The sequence below is a fragment of the Curtobacterium sp. MCLR17_051 genome, assembly GCF_003234395.1.
In the GTDB taxonomy this organism is placed as follows: Bacteria; Actinomycetota; Actinomycetes; order Actinomycetales; family Microbacteriaceae; genus Curtobacterium; species Curtobacterium flaccumfaciens.
In genome coordinates, this window is record NZ_QKTA01000017.1 from 40,338 (window position 1) to 59,257 (window position 18,920).

Annotated in this window: 20 protein-coding genes; 9 read left to right on the forward strand and 11 right to left on the reverse strand. The window is 69.6% G+C overall.

All coding sequences use genetic code 11. From position 1 onward, the window contains the following. Positions 1-58 precede the first annotated feature (58 nt). Complete coding sequence (locus tag DEJ06_RS13900) at positions 59-697, forward strand: Type 1 glutamine amidotransferase-like domain-containing protein (RefSeq protein ID WP_181436819.1); 639 nt, start codon at positions 59-61, stop codon at positions 695-697. A gap of 412 nt (positions 698-1,109) precedes the next feature. Here DEJ06_RS13900 and DEJ06_RS13905 read toward each other — a convergent pair whose 3' ends face one another. From DEJ06_RS13905 to DEJ06_RS13910, 3 genes are all read right to left on the reverse strand, one after another. Continuing rightward, a complete protein-coding gene (locus DEJ06_RS13905) occupies positions 1,110-2,609 on the reverse strand; it encodes a glycosyltransferase family 39 protein (RefSeq protein ID WP_309146905.1) in 1,500 nt (499 codons plus the stop codon). Continuing rightward, positions 2,513-2,995: a hypothetical protein gene (locus DEJ06_RS18090; RefSeq protein WP_146245873.1), complete on the reverse strand. Its 483-nt coding sequence runs from the start codon at positions 2,993-2,995 to the stop codon at positions 2,513-2,515. The genes DEJ06_RS13905 and DEJ06_RS18090 overlap by 97 nt, the downstream gene beginning before the upstream one ends. 149 nt (positions 2,996-3,144) lie before the next feature. Beyond that, positions 3,145-3,510 carry a hypothetical protein gene (locus DEJ06_RS13910; protein WP_111039696.1) on the reverse strand — a complete coding sequence of 122 codons (366 nt, stop codon included), beginning with the start codon at positions 3,508-3,510 and terminating at the stop codon, positions 3,145-3,147. A 145-nt stretch (positions 3,511-3,655) separates the two neighbouring features. Here DEJ06_RS13910 and DEJ06_RS18365 point away from each other — a divergent pair, with 145 nt between their 5' ends. After that, positions 3,656-3,832 carry a hypothetical protein gene (locus DEJ06_RS18365; protein ID WP_181436820.1) on the forward strand — a complete coding sequence of 59 codons (177 nt, stop codon included), beginning with the start codon at positions 3,656-3,658 and terminating at the stop codon, positions 3,830-3,832. Between the two features lie 82 nt (positions 3,833-3,914). On the opposite strand, the gene DEJ06_RS13915 is transcribed toward DEJ06_RS18365, so the two are convergent. Next, positions 3,915-4,736, reverse strand: a complete 822-nt coding sequence (locus DEJ06_RS13915) for an aldo/keto reductase (RefSeq protein ID WP_111039697.1) — start codon at positions 4,734-4,736, stop codon at positions 3,915-3,917. 89 nt (positions 4,737-4,825) lie between these two features. On the opposite strand from DEJ06_RS13915, the gene DEJ06_RS13920 reads away from it, so the two are divergent. Then, positions 4,826-5,557 carry an OBAP family protein gene (locus tag DEJ06_RS13920; protein WP_111039698.1) on the forward strand — a complete coding sequence of 244 codons (732 nt, stop codon included), beginning with the start codon at positions 4,826-4,828 and terminating at the stop codon, positions 5,555-5,557. A gap of 61 nt (positions 5,558-5,618) precedes the next feature. On the opposite strand, the gene DEJ06_RS13925 is transcribed toward DEJ06_RS13920, so the two are convergent. Next, positions 5,619-6,080, reverse strand: a complete 462-nt coding sequence (locus DEJ06_RS13925) for a DUF4383 domain-containing protein (RefSeq protein ID WP_027467234.1) — start codon at positions 6,078-6,080, stop codon at positions 5,619-5,621. A 78-nt stretch (positions 6,081-6,158) separates the two neighbouring features. Then, positions 6,159-6,791 (reverse strand): TetR family transcriptional regulator, encoded by a 633-nt coding sequence (locus DEJ06_RS13930; protein WP_181436821.1) that lies wholly within the window; start codon positions 6,789-6,791, stop codon positions 6,159-6,161. A gap of 88 nt (positions 6,792-6,879) precedes the next feature. On the opposite strand from DEJ06_RS13930, the gene DEJ06_RS13935 reads away from it, so the two are divergent. Beyond that, a complete protein-coding gene (locus DEJ06_RS13935) occupies positions 6,880-7,494 on the forward strand; it encodes a GNAT family N-acetyltransferase (RefSeq protein ID WP_111039700.1) in 615 nt (204 codons plus the stop codon). Positions 7,495-7,579: 85 nt separating this feature from the next. Beyond that, positions 7,580-7,936 carry a VOC family protein gene (locus tag DEJ06_RS13940; protein ID WP_110863529.1) on the forward strand — a complete coding sequence of 119 codons (357 nt, stop codon included), beginning with the start codon at positions 7,580-7,582 and terminating at the stop codon, positions 7,934-7,936. Between the two features lie 84 nt (positions 7,937-8,020). On the opposite strand, the gene DEJ06_RS13945 is transcribed toward DEJ06_RS13940, so the two are convergent. Next, on the reverse strand, positions 8,021-9,043 hold the full coding sequence (locus tag DEJ06_RS13945; protein WP_071245173.1) for a LacI family DNA-binding transcriptional regulator: 1,023 nt from the start codon (positions 9,041-9,043) through the stop codon (positions 8,021-8,023). Between the two features lie 216 nt (positions 9,044-9,259). On the opposite strand from DEJ06_RS13945, the gene DEJ06_RS13950 reads away from it, so the two are divergent. From DEJ06_RS13950 to DEJ06_RS13965, 4 genes are all read left to right on the forward strand, one after another. Next, a complete protein-coding gene (locus DEJ06_RS13950; protein ID WP_111039701.1) occupies positions 9,260-11,293 on the forward strand; it encodes a beta-galactosidase in 2,034 nt (677 codons plus the stop codon). Further along, entirely contained in the window at positions 11,290-12,204 is a 915-nt protein-coding gene (locus tag DEJ06_RS13955; protein WP_027467229.1) for a carbohydrate ABC transporter permease, read from the forward strand. The genes DEJ06_RS13950 and DEJ06_RS13955 overlap by 4 nt, the downstream gene beginning before the upstream one ends. Next, positions 12,201-13,151 (forward strand): carbohydrate ABC transporter permease, encoded by a 951-nt coding sequence (locus DEJ06_RS13960; RefSeq protein ID WP_228516621.1) that lies wholly within the window; start codon positions 12,201-12,203, stop codon positions 13,149-13,151. Before DEJ06_RS13955 ends, DEJ06_RS13960 begins: the two co-directional genes overlap by 4 nt. Before the next feature lie 62 nt (positions 13,152-13,213). Further along, positions 13,214-14,551: an ABC transporter substrate-binding protein gene (locus DEJ06_RS13965; protein WP_111028690.1), complete on the forward strand. Its 1,338-nt coding sequence runs from the start codon at positions 13,214-13,216 to the stop codon at positions 14,549-14,551. 142 nt (positions 14,552-14,693) lie between these two features. Here the strand turns inward: DEJ06_RS13965 and DEJ06_RS13970 are convergent, their stop codons facing one another. Genes DEJ06_RS13970 through aztB form a run of 4 tightly spaced genes read right to left on the reverse strand, consistent with a single transcriptional unit; the run spans position 14,694 to position 18,896 of the window. Beyond that, a complete protein-coding gene (locus DEJ06_RS13970) occupies positions 14,694-15,872 on the reverse strand; it encodes a hypothetical protein (RefSeq protein WP_111039730.1) in 1,179 nt (392 codons plus the stop codon). 26 nt (positions 15,873-15,898) lie between these two features. Then, positions 15,899-16,798, reverse strand: coding sequence for a metal ABC transporter substrate-binding protein (locus tag DEJ06_RS13975; RefSeq protein WP_111039731.1), 900 nt, complete (start codon positions 16,796-16,798; stop codon positions 15,899-15,901). Further along, positions 16,798-18,006, reverse strand: a complete 1,209-nt coding sequence (locus DEJ06_RS13980; RefSeq protein WP_111039702.1) for an ABC transporter — start codon at positions 18,004-18,006, stop codon at positions 16,798-16,800. The genes DEJ06_RS13975 and DEJ06_RS13980 overlap by 1 nt, the downstream gene beginning before the upstream one ends. Then, positions 18,003-18,896, reverse strand: coding sequence for a zinc ABC transporter permease AztB (aztB, locus tag DEJ06_RS13985; RefSeq protein WP_111039703.1), 894 nt, complete (start codon positions 18,894-18,896; stop codon positions 18,003-18,005). Before aztB ends, DEJ06_RS13980 begins: the two co-directional genes overlap by 4 nt. Between the last annotated feature and the right edge of the window lie 24 nt (positions 18,897-18,920).

Consider the following 18,920-nt stretch of genomic DNA (forward strand, 5'->3'; position numbering starts at 1 on the left):
GGCGATCCTCTTCCGCAGCAGGCAACGGTGTCGGTGGGCCTCAGTAGGGTCACGTTGCGTGAAGATCCTCCTGCTGTCCCGTAACACCGGGGCGATCCTGCCCTTCCTGACCGGATCAAACCGCGCGCAGGGGCCGCTCCACGGGTACCGGATCGCCTACATCGACGACGCGCAGCAATCGTTCGCGGGCGCTGCGTTCGTCGCGGCGGAACGTGCAGCCCTCGAGGAGCTTGCAGGCCACATCGTCCCCGTCACCGCGCGAGGAACCATGGCCCACCGGTTCGACCAGATCCTCGCTGACGTCGACGCCGTGTACGTCGCCAGCGGAAGCACCTTTGCCCTCCTGGAAGCGCTGCGCGAGAGTGGGAACGCCGCCGTGCTGGTCGCGCGCGTTCAGGCTGGTCTGCCGTACATCGGTGCGAGCGCCGGCTCGATCATCGCCGGACCAGACGTGACCCCAGCATCGTTGATGGATGATCCCGCTGACGGGCCCGCGCTCGCCGACTACTCCGGACTCGCACTGATTGACCAGACGGTCATCCCACACGCGGACGGCCTCCTGCCCCCGTACCCACCGGAACTCATCCAGAAGACTCTCGACACATACCGCGGCGCCTACGCCCTGACCCCACTGAACGATGACCAGGCTCTGCTCTTGGACAACGGTCGCATGAGCGTGATCCGATCTGAACCCTGACCGAAAGTGGCTTACCGGCCCTTGTCCCGGTTGAGGATCGATCACCGGACAAACGGCATGATCAGGCTGCCGCCGGATTCGGCAGCAGGTGTCGGACCGCCGCGGTCATGCCCTGTAGCGGCATCGAGTGACCACCGTCAAACACCTGCACTCTCACCAGGCCGGGTTGGAAGCGTCATTTCGGGACGCTATCAGTGCCCGGAGAACGATCCGTCGCCGACAGTGGTTCTCCCAACGGCGTGGTCGCTCGGGCTGCTCGGCCTCACCACCCCCCTTACATGCCAGCGGGTGCGCTCCCAGGACGCCGGGAGGACCACACCGGTTGGAGAGTCGTGGACCGCTCCGGCAGGTTCAGAAAAGCACCACACAGAGCCCCGACGGTCACCGCGGCATGGAGTACCTCTGCCGCTGGCTAACTGTTTGACACCCAGAGTGCGACCGTCATACCGGTCACGTGCCATGCGGCCTCGCGCTCATACCCGTTCTGGTGAAGGCTTTCCGAATCGCCGCCAGGCTGTGCCTCATCCTTTCGAGTCACAATCCAGATACGACTTTTTTCGAGTTCACGGCGTTCGACCACCACTGAGTCGACGAGCGCATCCGAATAGGTCCCCGTTGTCTGGTACGACGTTAACAGGGCGAGATCATCGAGCCCATCGAATGCATCAGGATATGCCGCCAGAGCCAGACGGGGCCGCAGTGTGACGGTACCCGTGTTTGCCAGCAGGAACCGATCGTTCGCTCGTGCGTTGTTCCGAATTATGTTGGCTACCTGTCGAAAGTTCTGCCCGCCTGGCTTCGCATCCTCCGTTCGCATGCTGACAGCGGTCGGGAGAGCTAGGAGCAGCGTCACTGCAAGGAGGACAGCACTCGTTCGCTGCCGCCAGCTGGTGATCGCCATTCCGACAAGGAGCGCAAACGCGGGCGCACACATACTGAGGTAACGAGGGGTGAAGGTTGGGCTGAAAAGGGCCGATGCGGCGAGGAGAGCTAGGGCTGGTATGGCGAGCCACGCAGCCGCCATCCGCGCTGCTACGGATTGAGCCTCTCGACGCCGCCGCGCAAACCAAAGAACCAGGAGTGCCACCGCAAACAGCGCTCCCCACCACGAACTGAGATAGAAGCTCTCGACGCCGACTGTGTAGACATTCACCGGTTGGGCATCGAGCCACGCGATTTGCCCGCCTTGACCCGCTGCCAGCACAGCTATCGGGCTTGCGACGAGGCCCGCGCACCCCGCTGCGATGGCGAAGGCAGCCAGCCCGCGACGTCTGCTGCCACGGCGGAGGAGGAGAGGGAACGCAAGCGCGGGAACAACCAATGCCGCATACAGGAACACCACGATCGACAGTGCCATCAGCAGCGAAAAGAACGACCAGCGCCACCAGCGGCCGAAACGACCAGCGCTCACAGCCCAGACGGCTGACCATGCGATCAGCGCCGTCGCGATCGCGTAGGAGCGCGCCTCGACGCCGTTACTCATCACCCGGGGAAGCAGCAGCATGACAACGGCAGCAGGCCACGCAGCACGCGCGTAGTCAAGGGAGCGAGCAAGCAGGAAGACAGCAGCACAGCCAAAGCCGACCGCCAGCGCAGATGGCAGCCGCGTCGACAACTCGCTCTCGCCGAACAGGCGAATCCACTCATGCATGAATAAGGCGTACACGGCGCGACAGCTCCCACAAGTCCGGCACTCGGCCACGACCGGGCCGCCGCATACCGCCGAACCGTGGCCGCCAGTGACTCGACATCGACGCTTGCTCTCAGAGGCTGTGGGTGGACAGCCTCGAGCGCCCCGGAACGTGCGTCGCTCATCTAGTGAAGACCAGCACGGACCGCGTCCGCCCGAGCGGTTGCTTCTCGAACGGTTCCGGACACTCTCGTAATCGACACACGGTGTTTCTTGAACCACTGCCCGCCGGATCGGTACAGGGCGTCGAGTCCGCTCTTCTCAAGTCCCGCCGTGGACTGACACGTCGCATCGGCAACCGCAATTCGTGCTTCCGCGGCGCTCGGCGGGTCCCCGAGCCGCCTATAGGCACCGTACCGACCCTCGACCGTTGCCGCCGCATCCAGTCCACTCACACCAATCCCCGCACCTGCCATGCACTTCCGGTATTCAGGCAGATGTGCCTCAATTGTGCTTCTCACGGATGACTCTGCCGCGATCGTGAGCACCTCGTTCTGCAAAACCTCTACCTCGAGTTCATCTCGCACGGAACCGTAGATCGCAGCAAGCGCTGATCCCGCACACCCGCCCGTGGTCTTCGATGCTACTGCACCGTTCGAGAGGCGCACCTTCACAACTTTGGATCGATCGCCATACTCGACCGCATCGAAACGCTTCCGCTCTTGTTTACTGAGAGAAGCACGGTACAGGTCAATTGGCGCCTGCTTATCACTGAGGATCGTGGAGCCATACCCGTATTCGCGAGCGTGTGCCCCAACTACGCGGATACCACCGAAAATGGTGCAGGAAGGCGCCCACTAGCCGATGCCTGACCGGACCGCTCTGGGGTCTGGAACCCCTTGCGCTTGTTGGTCTCCCAGTAGCCGAGCACCACGTCGTCTTCCTCCGGCAGCTCTCGTTCGACGAGCAGCAGCAGACGACGTCCTTGGCGTTCGTGGGAGCGCGCGGCCGCCTCAGTCGGCCAGCCAGTTTCGATGCCGTAGTTCTCGTTGAAGTCGCGAGCCCATTCGAGGATCTCGCGCTCAAGTTGGGGCGAGAACGACGGCGTGCCAGCGTCGCAAAGGCCGTCGTCGTGCCACAGCGGCCAGTCGACGCTGTACTCATTCATCAGCCGGTAGCGCATACCCGCAGGATCGCACAGGAGGCGAAACGCTGTCCGATAGCCGGTGGATCACAGCTACTCCCCAGTTGTCACCTTCGACGCCTTCCGTTGCCTACTGCCGTCTGACCAGGGGTATTCCCGTATACCTGTCCCGCAAAAATGCCCGGTGAAGGGGTGCCAAACGCTCCACGCCACCCCGGGCGACGAAGGCCAAGGAACCCGCGCCGGCATCCTTCTCGACACCGGCATCGCCGTGACGGTCACGGACGCCCCCGACGACAACCTCGAGCACGAGGACCGGAACTCCGTAGCCGAGATCACGGTGCGTCCGGACGGTGGCTGAGCCTCGCCCGTGACTCGGCCGTGTACCGACCGGAGGCGCGGTGCCAGCTGGCACCGCGCCTCCCGTCCGGGGTGGGGCCGCGTCAGCTCGCGGTGTCCTCGAGCGCGTCGAGTGCGGCCACGTCCTCGGCGGCGAGCACGAAGTCGACGTCGGCGTTCTCGGCGATGCGTGACGGGGTCGTGGACTTCGGCAGGGGCAGGACGTCCTTCTCGAGCAGGTAGCGGATCGCGACCTGGGCGACGGTCTTGTCGTACTTCGCCGCGATCTCGGCGATCTGCTCGTTCTCGAGCAGGCCTCCGGTGGCGAGCGGGGAGTAGCCCTCGGTCAGGATGTCGTGCTCGCGGTCGAAGGCGGTCGTCTCGTCCTGGGTGTTGCCGATGAACCAGCGGATCTGGTTGGCGTGCGGGACGACGTCCGTGCGGCCGAGCAGGTCCTCGAGGTCGGTGACGGCGAAGTTCGAGACGCCGATGCTCTTGGTGCGGCCGGCGTCGTAGAGCTCCTCGAAGACCTTCCAGACCTCGACGTTGCCGTCGCGGTGGTTGGAGCCCATGTCACTCCAGGGCCACGGCGCGTGGATCAGGTACAGGTCGACGTGTCCGAGGTCGAGGTTGCGGCTCGACTCCTCGAAGGCGTCGCGGGCGCCCGAGGCCGTCTTGATCTCGGCCGGCAGCTTCGTGGTGATGAAGAGTTCGTCGCGGGGGATGCCGCTGTCGCGGACGGCCTCGCCGACGCTCGCCTCGTTGCCGTAGGCCAGGGCGGTGTCGATGTGGCGGTAGCCGAGGTCGAGGGCGGTCTTCGTGGCGTCGTACGCGTCGGAGCCGGACGGGATCTGCCAGGTGCCGAAGCCGATCTTCGGGATGTGCAGACCGTTGGACAGGGTGAACGTGTCGATGAGTGCGGGCATGCAGCGGACAGTACGCCGCAACCGCACAGCGTTCCGAGGGGCTGCCGGGTTGCATGGCGCCCACCTCGAACGGACGGAAGGACGCCCCCATGCCCCTGAACCCCACCGTGCACGACCGGAAGACCGGTGTCACCCCGCCAGGAGAGCCCGGCGGCTTCGAGCTCGCCCTGCTCGACCGCGGTGCCGACGTGCTGCAGACCTCAGCGCCGCTGCGGGGCTTCGACGTCTACGTGGTCGGGTTCCACTGCGTGAAGGGCGAGCCCGACGTGCAGATGGAGGCGCACCACTTCTGCAAGGTGGTGAACGCCGAGATGCTGCAGTGCGTGCTCTTCGACGGCAACACCGCCGACGCGAACCTGATCGGCATCGAGTACATCGTGTCCGAGCGGCTCTTCGACTCCCTGCCCGAGGCCGAGCAGGCGTCGTGGCACCCGCACAACCACGAGGTGTTCTCCGGTGAACTCGTCGCTCCGGGCCTGCCGATCGCGGTCGAGACCGAGCTGATGGGGCACCTGGTGAACTCGTACGGCAAGACCTGGCACACCTGGCACAGCACCCCGATGGGCTCGCAGCCCGCACACGACCTGCCGATCGGTGATCCGATGCTGATGTGGTCCTTCAACCGCGAGGGCGAGGTGGACAGCGCGCTGCAGCACGACCGGAACCAGGCGATGCGCACCGATCCGGAACCGCGCAAGGAGTCGAGGGCGAAGTACCTGGACCGCGCCCACCCGCAGCGCGGTGTCGGCACGATGCGCGACGCCTTCACGGGCACGACCCCGACCCCGGGCGTCGTCGACGCGGACGACGGACGCCCCTGACGACGGACGGGAGGCCCGTGGCGGTGTCGCCACGGGCCTCCCGTCCGTCATGTGGTGCGGTTCAGCGCGCGGTGCGCGTCCCGATCCGCGGCAGGACGAAGCCGAGCACGATCATCGCGACGGCCAGGAAGGCGTGCAGCACGTTGTCCGCGCTGTTCAGCGGCACGAAGTTCGCGCCACCGGCCATGCCCGCGGTGAAGAGCCCGTAGACGAAGAGCACCGCGTACACGATGCCGCCGGCGACGAGGTACAGGCGTGCGGAGGCTGCACGGCGGGCGGCGAGCAGCCCGACGATGCCGAAGAGCAGGTGCACGATGTTGTGCAGGACGGACACCTGGAACAGGCCCAGGAGCAGGGCCATGGAGCCGTGGCCGGCCATGGACATCGAGCCCATGTCCATGGTGAGTCCGGGGATGAACCCGGCGATGCCGACGATCAGGAAGACGACACCGAAGACGAACGCGCCCCGCTGGGTCCACGTCGAACCGGAGGTGGTGCGTGCGGTTGCTGCGCTGCTGGTCATGATCAGCCCTCTTTTCTGTACGCGCCGCAGTGTGCGGCACACATGACATTCGGAGCGCTTCCCCGGTCGGTTTGCAGGTCAGTGCTCAGCGATCACGGCGGCGGTCACCGCGGTGGTCAATCCGCGCACCAGCAATGCCCGCGATCGGGCGGTCGCGGTGCCGTCCGGATCGCTCCACGCGGCGCGGGCGAGCCCGTCCACCAGGGTGATCACGGCGTCGGCGACGACGGGCATCGGCTCGGACGGCGTCGCCCCGTGCCGTGCGGTCCAGCGCTCGATCCCGGCGACCACGCCGTTGCGCCAGAGCCGTCGTTCGGCGTCGAGCAGGTCCCCGTCGCCGTCCGGGGCGAGGGCCGTCGCGCTCAGGGCTTCGAGCACCCGGAACCGCTCGGGCTCGCGCCGCACCAGGTCGAGGTACGCCGAGATCCCCGCCTCGAGCGCGGCGGCGAGGTCGTCGTGCTCGTCGGCGGCCGCGAGCACCGGCGGCAGGACCGCACGTGCCTGCCGTTCGAGCAGCGCGACGACCAGGTTGCGTCGAGCACCGAAGACGTAGTGCACGACACCGTGGGCGACGCCGGCGCGAGCGGCGACGGCCCGGGTGGTGAGGCCGCGCAGGCCGTCGTCCCGCACGACCAGGGCGGCGGCGTCGAGCAGTTCCGCACGGCGGTCCTGTCGGCTGCGGTACCCGCGCGACTGCTGGTCCTCGGTCATCACAGGAAGCGTACGGGGCGCGTGCAGGACCGGCCGCGAAGATGAAGTCGGCCAGGCGGCCAAATCATCGAGCACCCGAGGAGTCAGCATGGAGACCGTCGTCCGAGCAGCAGGACCCGCCGAGCTCGAGGCGGCCGCGGCCGTCCTCGCCGAGGCCTTCGCCGACGACCCGGTCCTCGCCGAGTTCCGGCCGCCGCGATCCGGTGAGGACCGCTCCGCCGTGCTGACCGGGCTGTTCGCCGCGCTCATCCGGTCGGTGCCGATGCCCGCGCGGCGGGTGGACGTCGCCACGATCGGTGACCGCGTGGTCGGCGCCGCCTTCTGGCAGGCACCCGGTCGGCAGCCCGGTGGCGTCCGCGCCTTCGTGCGGCAGGTGCCGGCGTTCCTCCGGACCCTGGGGATCGGCGGGGCGCTCCGCGCGGTGGCCCACCTGCGCCGCATGGAGCGCGCCCGACCGATCACCCCGCACTGGTACCTCGCCGAGATCGGGGTGTCGGCGTCAGCACGTGGTCGGGGCATCGGCGGACTGCTGCTCGGCCACGCACTCGAGCGCGCTGACCGGACCGCGGACGGCGCGTACCTGGAGTCCTCCACCCCCGTGAACCGTCGGCTGTACCGACGGCACGGGTTCACGGACGGCGCGCCGATCGCGGGGTTCCGCGCGGCGACCCCGATCAGCATGTGGCGTCCGGCGGCCGGCTGACCCGACCCCGGGGGACACCGACCCTGTACCGGCGTGCACGAGCGCTGCCTACCGTCCACGGCACACCACGACGAGAGGAAACACCATGGCAAGTGGAGTCGCAGCAGTCTGGGTCCCGGTCAGCGACATGGAGCGCGCCGTCGCGTTCTACCGCGACACGCTCGGTCTCACCGTCAAGGACCAGTCCGACGACTGGAGCGAGATCGACGCCGGCGGCCTGATGATCGGCCTGAACGGGCGCGAGTCCGCCAGCCAGGCGAGCGAGGGCGGCGCCGTCGTGTCGTTCCAGCCGGACGGCAGCATCGAGGACGAGGTCGCCGCGCTCAAGGAGCGCGGTGCGGACATCCAGGGCGAGATCAGTGAGCACCCGTGGGGCAAGATCATCCCCTTCAAGGACAGCGAGGGCAACGACCTGCAGCTCTACTCGCCGCCGCAGGGCTGACCCAGCGGGTGCGGGACGCACCCACGGACGGACTGGAGGCCCGTGGCGACGCCGCCACGGGCCTCCAGTCCGTTCTGCGGCCGGCTACGCGGACCCGCGCCAGACGACCTCCGTCGGCAACAGCAGACCGCGTGGACCGTCGTCCGTGCCGCCGATCTGCTCGAGCACCTGGTGCGCCGCCTGCTCGCCGAGCAGGCGCGCCGGCTGCCGCACCGTCGACAGCTGCGGGTCGCACCGCAGTGCCCAGGCGCTGTCGTCGAACCCGACCACGCCGACGTCACCCGGCACGCTCCGGCCGCTGCGCTGCAGGACGTCCATCGCGCCGGCGGCGACCGCGTCCGACGCGGCGAACACCCCGTCGATGTCCGGGGCCCGCTCGAGCAGCTCGCGCATGCCCTCGGCGCCGGCGGTGTAGCTGAACAGGGGGTTCCGGGCGACGAGGTCGGGGTCGAAGCGCTCGCCGAGTGCCGCGGTGAACCCCGCCAGGCGGTCCTGCCCGGAGTCACGGTCGAGTCCCGACGCCAGCATCCCGATCCGGCGTCGACCGGTGTCGACCAGCCGTCGGGTGATCTGCTCGGCGGCGGCGCGGTTGTCGATGCCGATGTACGAGATGTTCGCGGCGTCGGACGGGTGCCCGACGAAGCACGCGGGCATGCCGATCTCCTCGATCGCGCCGGTGATCGGGTCGCCGTCACGGGCGGACAGCACGATGGCGCCGTCGACGAAGCCGCCGCGCAGGTACTCGACCACGCGCTCGCTGTCGCGGGCGGAGTCGACCATGATCGTGACGAGCTGCTGGTCGGCGTCGGACAGCACGGCGTTCGTGCCGATCAGGATGTTGCCGATGTTGGGGTCGTCGAGCACCACGACCGAGGGTTCGTGGACGATGAGCGCGATCGCCCCGGACCGCCGGGTGACCAGGCTGCGGGCGGCGGCGCTGCGCACGTAGCCGACACGTCGGACGGCGTCCTGCACGGCCTCGCGCGCCTTCGGGGACACGTACGGCTCGTCGTTGAGCACCCGTGAGACGGTGCCGCGGGACATCCCCGCTTCGTCGGCGACGTCCTGGATCGTGGCGCGCTGACGAGCGGATCGGACCTCGGACATGGGGCAACCATATCCGCCGCTGAGGAGCCCTCGGAACGCCTCGCAGTTGACAGGGTGCAGCCGCTGGTGTTTGATCTGGGAGCGCTCCCAGAAACATCCGGCCCCGATCGGCCGGTGCAAACTGGGAGCGCTCCCAGAACACTGGGTGGCCTTCGCCGTCGAAGGGGTCGCACGCGACCGAGGCGGCCGGGGTCGCCCCGATCAGCGAGGATCCCCGTGACGACCACCACCCTGCCGACGACCGCCACCGGCGCGCTCGGCCTCGGCTCGACGGGCCTCGCGTTCGGATGCGACTACAACCCCGAGCAGTGGGACCCCGAGGTGTGGGTCGAGGACGTCCGGCTCATGCGTGAGGCCGGCGTGAACCTCGTCGCGATCAACGTCTTCGGCTGGTCGCACGTCGAACCCCGCCAGGGCGAGTACGACTTCGCCGCGCTCGACACCGTCATCGACCTGCTGCACGGTGCGGGCATCGGGGTCGACCTGGGCACCGGCACCGCCTCGACACCGCCGTGGCTCACCACCCGGTACCCCGAGGTCCTGCCCGTCGTCGCCGACGGCACCACCCGCTGGCCCGGTGGCCGCCAGGCGTTCTGCCCGAGTTCGCCGATCTACCGCGAGCACGCCCTCGCCCTGGTCCGCGCCACCGCCGAGCGCTACGGCGACCACCCCGCCGTGCGGCTCTGGCACGTGTCGAACGAGCTCGGCTGCCACAACGCACACTGCTACTGCGACGTCTCCGCCCAGGCGTTCCGCGGCTGGCTGCAGGCCCGGTACGGCACGGTCGACGCACTCAACGCCGCCTGGGGCACCTCGTTCTGGAGCCAGCGTTACTCGGCGTGGGAGCAGGTGCTGCCGCCCCGCGCGACGCTGTCGTTCACGAACCCGGCGCAGACCATCGACTTCGACCGGTTCTCGTCCGACGAGCTCCTCGGCCACCACCGCGCCGAGGCCGCCGTCCTGCGCGAGCTGAGCGACAAGCCCGTCACGACGAACTTCATGGTCGCCGCGCACATCACGGCGCTCGACTACTGGTCGTGGGCCGGCGACATGGACGTCATCGCGAACGACCACTACCTCGACCACCGCCTGCCCCGGCCGCACGTCGAGCTCGCCTTCGCCGCCGACACCACGCGTGGCCTGGCCGGCGGCGCCCCCTGGCTGCTCATGGAGCACTCGACGGGTGCCGTCAACTGGCAGCCGCACAACGTCGCGAAGGCCCCGGGGGAGATGCTCCGGAACACCGCGGCGCACATCGCCCGCGGCGCCGACGGGGTCTGCTTCTTCCAGTGGCGCGCGTCCGTGCAGGGCAGCGAGAAGTTCCACTCCGCGCTGCTGCCGCACGCCGGCACCGAGTCGACGACCTGGCACGACGTGGTCGCGCTCGGCGCCCTGGTCGAGCGGCTCGGCGAACTGCGCGGGTCGCGCGTGGTCGCCGACGTGGCGCTCGTCTTCAGCTGGGAGAACCAGTGGGCGGCCGACCTGGAGGCCCACCCCAGCACCGCGCTCCGCTACCTGGAGCAGGTCCACGCCTTCCACGCCGCGCTCTGGGACCTCGGCGTGACCGTCGACGTCGTGGCCCCCGGGGCACCGCTCGACGGGTACGCGCTCGTCGTCGTCCCCGAGCTGTACCTGGTCCGCGACGAGCACGCGGCCGTCATCGCCGACCACGTCGCCGGCGGCGGGCACGCGATCGTCAGCTGCTTCAGCGGCATCGTCGACGAGCGCGACCGGGTCCGCACCGGCGGCTACCCCGGCGCCTTCCGTGACCTGCTCGGCGTGCGCGTGGACGAGTTCCTCCCGCTCGCCGCCGACGCCACGATCGCGCTGTCCGACGGCACGACCGGCAGCGTCTGGTCGGAGCCGGTCGAGCTGCGCGGTGCGACGAGCGTCGTCGACTACGCCGAGGGCTCGCTCGCCGGCCGCCCGGCCGTCACCCGCAACGAGCACGGCGCCGGGACCGCCTGGTACACGTCCACGGTGCTCGACGCCGGTGCGCTGGGCGGGTTCGTCCACCGCGTCCTCGACGAGGCCGGGGTGCGCGCCGACCCCGCCGTCCGCCCCGGACTCGAGGTCGTGCGACGCCGGGACGACACCCACGAGTGGGTCTTCCTGCTGAACCACTCCGACCGCACCGTCGAGCACCACGAGGTCGGCCACGAGCTCGTCGCCGACCGCCCCGTCACCGGGACCACCGCCATCGCCCCCGGCGGGACCCAGATCATCCGCACCGACAGGAACCGCTCATGACCACCACCGCACAGTCGCCCAGCGCGACCCGACGACGCCGGGGCGGCGGGTTCCGCTACCGCCGCGCGATCGCGATCTTCGTCCTGCCGTTCGCCGTCCTGTTCACGGCGTTCTACCTGGTCCCCATCCTCTACGCCGTGTGGGAGTCGCTGCAGAAGATCGAGCGGCAGGGCACGTTCGGCGCCCCGACGCAGGTCTTCGGCGGCCTGAGCCAGTACGCCCTGGTGTTCCAGGACGGCGAGTTCTGGAGCTCCGTGCTCCGCGTGCTGCTGTTCGGTGTCGTGCAGGTGCCGGTGATGCTCGGGCTCGCGCTCCTGTTCGCCCTGCTGCTCGACTCCCCGCTGCTGCGCGGCAAGCGGTTCTTCCGCCTGGCGTTCTTCGCGCCGTACGCGGTGCCCGGCGTCATCGCCGCGATCATGTGGGGCTACCTCTACGCCCCCGACCTGTCGCCGTTCTCCGCGGTGACCTCGCGGGTCGACCTGCTCGGCGGCAGCACCGTGCTGTGGGCCGTGGCCAACGTCGTGACCTGGGTCTACGTCGGCTACAACATGCTCATCATCTACTCGTCGCTCCTCGCGATCCCCGCCGAGGTGTACGAGGCGGCGAAGCTCGACGGGGCGTCCCAGCTCCGGATCGCCCTGTCGATCAAGATCCCGCTCGTGGTGCCGGCCATCGTCCTCACCGCCGTGTTCTCCGTCATCGGCACGCTGCAGCTGCTGACCGAGCCGACCGTGTTCCGCCAGTTCACCTCGACCATCTCGTCGACGTTCACGCCGAACATGCTCGTCTACTCGACGTCGTCGGTGCCGAACTTCAACCTCGCCGCGGCGTTCTCGGTCGTCCTCGCCGTCGCCACGTTCGTCCTGTCGATCGGGTTCCTCCGACTGACCCAGCGGAAGGCCGCCGAATGACCGTCAACGCCCCGTCCCAAGGTGACCTCGTCCGCGACGTCGGCCGACCGCTCGAGCCGAACCGGGCCTCCCGTCCGCACCAGCGCGGAGCGCGCGGTCCCCGTGAGAGCGTCATCTCGCGCAGCGCCGCGATGATCGTGATGGGGGTCTTCACCCTTTACTTCCTGCTGCCGATCTTCTGGCTGCTGGTCTCGTCCACCAAGACCGCCGCGAACTTCAACTCGACGTTCTCGCTGTGGTTCAGCGCCACCTCGGTGCAGGACTTCTTCGGCAACCTCGTCGAGCTGTTCACGCGGCAGGACGGCATCTACCTGCGCTGGCTGCTGAACAGCATCGCCTACGCCGGGGTCGCCGGCCTGCTCGGCACCGTGCTCTCCGCGATGTGCGGGTACGCCCTGGCCAAGTACCGGTTCCGCGGCCGCGAGGTCCTGTTCAACGTGTTCCTCGGCGGCGTGCTCGTGCCGGCGACCGCCCTGGCCCTGCCGCTGTTCCTCATCTTCAGCCAGGTCGACCTGACCGACACGTTCTGGTCGGTGTTCCTGCCGAGCATCGTCAGCCCGTTCGGCGTCTACCTGTCACGGCTGTTCGCGGCGTCGAGCGTGCCGGACGAGATCATCGAAGCGGCCCGCATCGACGGCTCCGGCGAGGTCCGGACGTTCTTCACCGTGGCCGTGCGGCTCATGTCGCCCGCGCTCGTGACGATCTTCCTGTTCCAGTTCGTCGCCGTGTGGAACAACTTCTTCCTGCCGCTCGTGATGCTCCGCGACTCGTCGCTGTTCCCCGTCACCCTCGGCCTCTACACGTGGAACTCGAGCGTGAACCAGTACCCGGACCTGCGCACCCTCGTGCTCATCGGGTCGTTCGTCTCGATCATCCCGCTGCTCATCGCCTTCCTGAGCCTGCAGCGCTTCTGGCGCTCCGGCCTCGGCTCCGGCGGCCTGAAGTAGCCCCTCGACCCGCACCCCTTCCCGCACCAGCTCTCCCCACACCACATCCGAACGGAAACAGCATGAAGACAACGAAGTTCCTCAGCGTCGCCGCGATCGCCGTGGCCGCCACCGTGGCCCTCGCCGGCTGCAGCACCGGTGGCAGCAGCAGCGGCGGTGGATCCGACACCGCGGCCGCGAGCTGCAAGCCCTCGGACGGCAAGGTCACCCTCGACTTCACGACCTGGGTGCCGAACATGGACAAGGTCGTCGCGATCTGGAACAAGGCCAACCCGGACATCCAGGTCAAGGTCTCGATCGTCGCGAACGGCAACAGCGGCACCTACCAGAACTTCTTCAACCAGCTGAAGGCCAAGCAGGCGCCGGACATCGGCCAGGTCGAGTACGACACCCTGCCGGCGTTCCGCGTGCAGGGCGGCCTCGAGGACATCGGCGCGTGCGCCGGCATCAGCGACGCGAAGAAGGACTTCTCCGACGGCCTGTGGAACCAGGTCACCTTCGGTGAGTCGAAGTCGGTCTACGCGGTGCCGCAGGACTCCGGTCCGATGGCGCTGTACTACCGCAAGGACCTGTTCGAGAAGGCAGGCCTCGACGCCCCGAAGACGTGGGAGGAGTACGCCGAGGACGCCGTGAAGATCAAGAAGCTCGGCGGCAACATCACCAACTTCGCCAAGGGTGACGTCAACCAGTTCGCCGGGCTCGTCTCGCAGGCCGGTGGCCAGTGGTTCGAGAACTCGGGCCAGGACTGGAAGGTCAACCTGGACGACGCCGCGTCGAAGAAGGTCGCCGACTACTGGCAGGACCTGATCGACAAGAAGCTCGTCAACACCCTGCCGAGCTTCACCGACCAGTGGAACAACGCCTACGACAGCGGCAAGGACTGGACCTGGGTCTCCGCGGTCTGGGGTGCGAACACCATCTCGAGCGGTGCGCCGTCGACCTCGGGCAAGTGGGCCGTCGCCCCGATGCCGCAGTGGAAGTCCGGCGAGACCAAGTCGGCCGCCTGGGGCGGTTCGTCGAACGTCGTCTTCGCGGGCAGCAAGCACCCGGCCGAGGCGTCGAAGTTCCTGGTCTGGCTGAACACCTCGACCGAGGCGCTCTCCGCACTGAACAAGGAGGCCAACCTGTACCCGGCCTCGACCACCGGCGCCGACCTGCCGGCCCTGACCGAGGGGCTCGACTTCTACGGTGGCCAGAAGATCTACGAGGAGTTCGCGACCGCGGCGAAGGACATCCAGCCCTTCACCTGGGGTCCGACGATGACGCAGACCTACTCGGACGTGTCCGACGGCTTCGGGCAGGCGGCGTCCGGCTCGGGCACGCTGAGCGAGGCGCTCGAGTCCGGGCAGTCGAAGACCATCGCGGCGCTCAAGGCGCAGTCGATCCCGGTCAAGGGCTGACGGACGGCGGCTGACGTCGCGCGGTCCACGCGTTGACGACGGACAGGAGGCCCGTGGCGGGATCGCCACGGGCCTCCTGTCCGTTTCGGGGTCGTGTTCCGGACCCCGCCGCGCGCTCGCAGCGCGCTCGTCTTGCTCGTCGCTACGCGACCGCGATCTCGTTGGGCACGCCCGGCAGCTCGTCGCTCGAGGCGATGACCTTCCCGGTGGTCAGGTCGACGGCGTGGACCTTCCGCTCGGCGGGGTCGGTGACGTAGGCGACGTCACCCTCGACCTTCAGGGCCGGGTGGGCGTCCTGCCACTCGGTCGGGCCCTCCCACGCGTCGATCACCGGGTACGACTCCAGCTGCTCGCCGGTGGTCTCGTCGAAGGTGTGCAGGGCACCGTCGTCGCCGAGCACGACGGCCTCGTCGCCGGGGCCGCGGGCCAGGTCGCGGAACGTGAAGCCGACGCCGTCGGGCATGTCCGCGACGGTGTACTTCCCCGAGGCCGCGTCGATCAGGGCGATCTGGTCGAGCAGGTAGCCCTCGCTGTCGGGGTCGTCGTTGTAGTCGCCGACCGCGACGGACGAGTCCTCTGTGGTGAACATGTTGCCGGTGCGGCCGTACTCGGTCGGGGCGTCGATCTTCTCGAACGCGCCGTCCTGGTAGACCAGGGCGCCGTCGGTGCAGCCGAACACCGCGACCTCACCCTTGACCGCACCCTCGCCGTGCACGTCGGGGCACTCCTCGGACCGGGTGATCTCCGTGCCGTCGGCGTCCAGAGCGCGCACGCCGGAGCGGCTCTCCTCGGTGCCGATGGTCGTCAGGAGCGTGCCGTCCTCGAGCTCGATCGCGACGCCGTGGTGGGCGGCCTCGGACTTCGTCGTCTCGACCTCGGGCAACTCGGCGCCGTCGAGCTCGGTGTGGTCGAACGTCGTCACGTCGCCGGTGCCGTCGGCGAACAGGGCGGTGCGGTCGCCGTGGACGACCGCGTGGCCACCGGTGTCGGCGGGGAAGACCGCGTCGGTCAGGGCCGGCTCGGCCTGCGTGTCGAGGACCCGGAAGCCCTCGGGCACGGTGACGAGCACGTGGCGTCCGTCGCCGGCCGGGTTGACCCGGGTGAAGCCGTCGATCGCGTCGTCGGCCACGACCTGCAGGTCCTGGTCGAGGACGAGCAGGCCGCCGTCGTAGGTCAGGGTGATGCGGGTCCCGTCGGCCTTCGGGGTCGCAGTGGTGTCGGACCCGGCGTCGGTGTTCGTGGCGCACCCGGTCAGGGCCAGGGCGGCCGCGCCGAGCAGGGCGGCGGGCCACGCGGCCCGGAGCGTCTTCGTGTTCGTCATGTCGCTCACTGTATTGATTCTCATTCTCAATTACCAATCGACAGGCCGTCGACGATGGCCTCGGTGTTCGAGCGCATCATGCCGAGGTAGGTGGAGGCGTCGCCGTCCTCGGTGAGGGACTCCGTCGCCAGCGGTCGGATCTCGACGTGCAGGTCGACCTCTTCCGCGAGCACCTCGGCCAGTCGCGCGGGCTGCGAGGCGTCGGCGAAGATCGTCCGGACCCCCGCCTCGTCGATGGCGTCGGCCAGGTCGCGCAGGTCGGCGGCGCTCGGAGAGGCCAGGGTGGTCCCGCTCGGGATCACCGCCCCGACGACCCGGAAGCCGTAGTGGTCGGCCAGGTACCCGAACACGTGGTGGTTCGTGACGAGCGCCCGGCGTTCCTCGGGCACGATCCGGAACGCGGTCGTCATCGTGTCGTCCAGATCGCGGAGCTCGTCCAGGTAGGCGTCGGTGCCGGTCGGCTCGATGCCGGCGTCGCGCAGGTCCTGGTCGAGGGCCTCGACCACGTCGACCATCCGGGCGGGGTCGGTCCAGAAGTGCGGGTCGGGGCCGCTGTCGTCCTCGGTGGTCCACTCCAGCGGGTCGAACGCGTCCCCGGCGGTGGAGACCGGCACGCCGTCCTCGGCCGCCGCCGCGACGTGGCGCGCGACCCCCTCTTCGAGCCCGAGCCCGTTCTCGACCACCAGGTCGGCGCTCCGCAGTCGTGCGGCTTCCTGCGCGGAGACCTCGAACGAGTGGGGGTCTGCGCCCGGGGGCATGAGGACCATGACGTCGGCCTGGTCCCCGACGACTTCGCTGACGACGTCGCCGAGGATGTTCGTCGTCACCGCGACGAGGGGTCGGTCGGAGCCGGCGGTGGTGCACCCCGTGGCGACGAGGGCGACGGCCGCGGCGACGAGACCCGCGGTCAGGGCCCTGGTGCGCATCACAGTCCGACCTCGGCGAAGGCGACGGGGGTGACGGGGAGCTCGATCGTGCGGGCGGCCCGGGCGCCGTCGGCGAAGTCGATCTCGTGCACGGTGCCGTCCGCGGGGTCGGCCACGTAGGCGCGCTGGGCGTCGAGCTGCAGCATCGGTGCGGGGCCGTCTGCGCCGGTGTCGATGAGCGCCGTCGTCGTGGCCACCTTCCCCGTCGAGGCGGTCACGACGACCACCCGCCCGGAGTCGTCGACCCCGACCACGTGCTCGTCCTCGTCGTCCACCGCGACCACGGCGCGCAGGGGCCGATCGGTCGGCACGAGCCGCCAGGAGCCCTGTCGCACGTCGAGCAACCAGAACCCGGTGGTGCCGGCCAGTCCGGCGACGGTGGGCCGGCCGGCGCGGGCGGCGAAGGCCGTCGGACGCTCGGCGCCGTCGGGCAGGTCGACGAACGAGGTCCCGCCGGCGTCGTCCACCACGACCGCTCCGTCGGCGCAGCCCACGACGGCACCGGCGCGGGTGACGATCCCGCCGGCGGGGTCGGTGCACGCTTGCTCGGCGGCGGCGGCGGCGCCGGCGGCGGTTGCTTCGCCGTCCGCGTCGAGCACGCGGACCGTGTCGCCGTCGGCCGCCACGAGCTGCTCGCCCATGGGCAGCAGGACGCTCGCGTCGATCCGTGCGGTCTCGTCGACCTCGCCCTGACCCAGCGCCTCCCGGTCGAGCACGACGGCCTCGGCGCGGTCCGGCCAGGCGATCGTCGTCATGGTCTCGGACGAGTGCACCTCGACCCGGCCACCGCCGTCGATCGTGCCCACCACCCGCGGTTCGGCGGCGTAGTAGTGCGTGTGGTCGCCGTGGTCGACCGTCCATGACCCGCCGTCGACGATCGTCGTGCGGTCGGCGTCGCTCGTCACGAGGAACCGGCCGTCGGTCGCCGAGTGCTCCGGTGCGTCCACGTCGTCGAGTTCGGTGGTCTCCTCGGTGAGCAGGTCGTGCAGTGCGGTCGCGCCGGTCGCTGACACGGCCAGGAGGCGCACCTGGGGTTCCTGGGACTCGCTCGCGCCCGCCACGTAACCGTGGGGACGGGCGGTGCCGGTCGAGCCGTCGGCCGACGGGGTGCCCGTGGAACAGGCGCTGACGGTGAGGGCCAGGCCGGTGGCGAGGCCGATGGTGGACAGGAGGCGCGCGGGGGCGCGGCTGGTGGTCGAGTGCTTCATGCTCCCTCTCGAGACGGTGCGGCGGATCGTGGTGCTGCCGGCGCGGCCGCGCGCGCCGGTGTGGGGATCGGGGTGCGCCGCAGGACGACGGCGGCCAGGGCGCGTGAGACCACGACGCCGCCGACGGCGACCGCGGCGATGCTCGCGCCGGCGGCGGTTCCGGCGTGCCAGGAGACGAGCAGCCCGACGAGGACGGCGGCGGCACCGATGCCGGCGCCGAGGAGCATCGTCGAGGCCACGTGCCGGGTCCAGGCGCGGGCGGCGGCCGCCGGCGCGAGCAGCAGGCCCACGACGAGCAGGGTGCCGACGGCCCGGTACGAGGCGACGACCGCCAGGGTGACGAGCCCGATGAGCACGACCTCGGCCAGTCGTGGGTGCAGTCCGAGCGTCGTGGCCTTGCGGGTGTCGAACGCCAGTGCGGTGAAGGGTCGGTGGAACGCCACGGCGACGGCCAGGGCGACGGCCGCGGCGATCGCGAGGCCACCGACGTCCGCCCGGGTGACGGCGAGGACGTCGCCGAACAGGATCGCCGTGACGTCGGTGGCGAACGACCGCGAGGACGACACGATGATCACGCCGAGTGCGAGCATCCCGACGAAGAGCAGGCCGATCGAGGTGTCGTACGACAGTCGTGCACGACGACGCAGTGCCCCGACGCCGAGCACCATCACGCCCGCGCTCACCGCGGCACCGAGCACCGGCGGGATCCCGGTCAGGGTGGCGATCGCGACGCCGGGCAGCATGCCGTGCGAGAGCGCCTCGCCCAGGAACGCCATGCCCCGGACCAGCACCCACGTTCCGACCACGGCGCAGAGGACCGCCGCCAGGGAGCCACCGACCAGGGCGCGCACCATGAAGTCGACGGAGAACGGATCGGTCAGCCAGGTCACGGTCCGAGACGCTACATGAAAACG